This window comes from Arthrobacter sp. 10T413_2 (assembly GCF_056394205.1).
Genome location: NZ_JBFTHK010000305.1, coordinates 1 through 2,577 on the forward strand (window position 1 = coordinate 1; position 2,577 = coordinate 2,577).

Sequence of the window (2,577 nt, forward strand, 5' to 3'; positions counted from 1 at the left end):
CGGCCGTTTCCTGAGCTTCTGCCGGGCCGCTCTGGCCGGCGGCCTCACCGGCTTCGCCCCCCGCGCCTGGCCGGCCGTTTCCTGAGCTTCTGCCGGGCCGCTCTGGCCGGCGGCCTCACCGGCTTCGCCCCCCGCGCCTGGCCGGCCGGCCTGACCGGCCGCACCGGTTTCGTCCGCCCCGCAGGTCGTGCTTGCCTGACCGGCGGCAGTGCGGTCGGGGGTGGTGCCGAGCCGGGTCAGCAGGTCGCGGTAGTCGATGGTGACCATGATCTGGGGCCGGAGCCCGCCCGCGGCGGGCAGGCCGCCGGTGGCGAGGGCGATTTCGCAGGCACCGACCAGGCCGTCCAGCAGCCGCTGGGGGGGTGTCAGATTGTTTGTGTAGGAGGGCTGTAGTCGCCGATTGATTGGAGAATCATTGTGGCTATGACTGAACCCCGTGAAGTGCTCCCGGAGGAGCTGGCCCGCAGGGCCGCGGCGGCCGGGAGCATGGACGCTTTGAAGGCCTCCGGCGCCTTTGACGAACTGATGGCCCAGATCGATTCCGGGCAGTTGGAACTCGATGGCAAGGACGGCTTTATCCAGCAGCTGATCAAGGCCTCGCTGGAACGCGGGCTGCAGGCCGAGCTGTCCGGGCACCTGGGATATGACAAGGGCGATCCGGTCGGGCGGTTCCTGCCGAACTCCCGCAACGGGTCCTATCCKAAGACCCTCGGGACATCCGCCGGGGACGTGGATCTGGCCGTCCCGCGGGACCGTGACGGGTCCTTCTCCCCGCATCTGGTGCCCAAGGGCGCGCGCCGGACCGGCGGCCTGGATGACATGATCATCAGCCTCTACGCCGGCGGGATGACGGTCCGGGACATCGCCCATCACTTGGAATCCACGCTCGGGACCGAGCTGTCGCAGGAGACCATCTCGAAGATCACCGATGAGGTCCTCGAAGAGGTGCTGGAATGGCAGAAGCGCCCGCTGGATCCGCTCTATCCGATCCTCTATCTGGACGCCATCGTCATCAAGGTCCGTGACRGGCACCAGGTCCAGAACCGTGCCGCGCACATMGCCGTGGGCGTGGACATGGAAGGCATCAAGCACGTCCTGGGCATCTGGGTCGAGGCCGCCGAGGGAGCGAAATTCTGGGCCGGGGTCTGCGCCGAACTGGCCAACCGCGGCGTCAGGGATGTGCTCATCGTGTGCTGCGACGGGCTCACCGGCTTCCCCGAGGCCATCGCCGCGACCTGGCCGTCCGCCATGGTCCAGACCTGCGTGGTGCACCTGATCCGCGCCTCAATGCGCTTCATCGGCTACCAGGACCGCAAGAAGGTCGCCGCGGCCCTGCGGCCCGTTTACACCGCCCCAACGGCCGAAGCCGCCCAGGACGCACTGGATGACTTCGAGGCCTCCGAGCTCGGCCGGAAATACCCGGCAACGGTGCGGACCTGGCGCAACGGCTGGGAGAAGTTCATCCCGTTCCTGGCCTTCCCGCCACCGGTCCGGCGGATCATCTACACGACCAACGCCATCGAGTCGCTGAACTACCAGCTGCGCAAGGTCACCAAGAACCGCGGGCATTTCCCGAACGACCTGGCCGCCGTGAAACTGCTCTGGCTCGCCATCTGCAACATCGAAGACAAACGCGCCAGGGAACGGGCCAAACTGCACGGCAAGACCCGCGAGAACCGCTCCAAGACCGTCGACAAACTCATCGAGGGCACCACCACGCAGGGCTGGAGCGAAGCCCTCGGAATCCTCGTCCTGAACTACCCCGACCGCCTCGGACCCTACCTGAACTGATGACACCCCGCCTCACTTACACAAACAACTTGACAGGCTCGCCGCTGGGCCCGGGACCGATGATCCAGCCGCTCCGCCCCCCGATCCTCCTCGAGCACCGGCTGCCCCGCTCCGGCGGGAGCGTCATCCGGAACGGAATGATGCCCCGGGGCCGGGGTCGGGGCCTGGGCATCCGCAAGAGTCGACACGCCGCTGACCCTGGCATCACAGGCCGACACGCCGGCCCCGGCACCCGTGACCGGCCACTCACCGCCGGCCGCACTGGGAGCCCACCCCACGGCGAAAGTCGTGCCGGCGGGCTCGGCGGCCCAGCCAGCAGAAGCGGGCGTGGCCTCAGCGTCGGTGGCGTCACATGCCCGGCCGTGACCGGCGGCAGTCCCGGCACCGGCGGCCCAGCCAGCAAAGGCCGCAGTGCCACCTCCGGTGGCATCAACCGCCCAGCCGTGACCGTCGGCGGTCCCGGCGCGGGCGGTCCAGCTGTGACCGGCGGCAGTTTCGGCGCTGGCCGCGGGGCCGTCAGAGGCAGGCGTGCCCTCAACGGCGGCCCCGGCAGCGTTCGTGGTCCCGGCAGCGTTTGTGGTGCCGGTGCGGGGGTTGGTGCCGGTGTTCATGACGGTGAGGAGGTACTCGAACTGTTCGGTGGTCGCGAAAATCTCAAGATGGTGCAGGCMGTGGCGCCGGCGCCGGATGAASGCGCCCTGMARCTGGCGCARCAGCTCCTCGGAGGGCTCGGCACCGTCCTGATCCAGCGCGTCCGCCCAGCCCCGGGCCACCCGGGCCAGGAAG

General features: G+C 69.1%; 2 protein-coding genes and 1 pseudogene. 1 reads left to right on the plus strand and 2 read right to left on the minus strand.

Annotated features, from left to right (window positions below):
• Positions 1-267: hypothetical protein (locus AC1DBQ_RS22845; RefSeq protein ID WP_476930683.1), on the minus strand; the 267-nt coding region annotated here is incomplete at its 3' end.
• A gap of 219 nt (positions 268-486) precedes the next feature.
• Here AC1DBQ_RS22845 and AC1DBQ_RS22850 point away from each other — a divergent pair.
• Positions 487-1,791 (plus strand): IS256 family transposase, encoded by a 1,305-nt coding sequence (locus AC1DBQ_RS22850; protein ID WP_476930684.1) that lies wholly within the window; start codon positions 487-489, stop codon positions 1,789-1,791.
• Here the strand turns inward: AC1DBQ_RS22850 and AC1DBQ_RS22855 are convergent.
• A pseudogene (locus AC1DBQ_RS22855) lies at positions 1,779-2,577 on the minus strand (hypothetical protein); the annotation flags it as partial. The gene AC1DBQ_RS22850 and the pseudogene AC1DBQ_RS22855 sit on opposite strands and share 13 nt — an antisense overlap.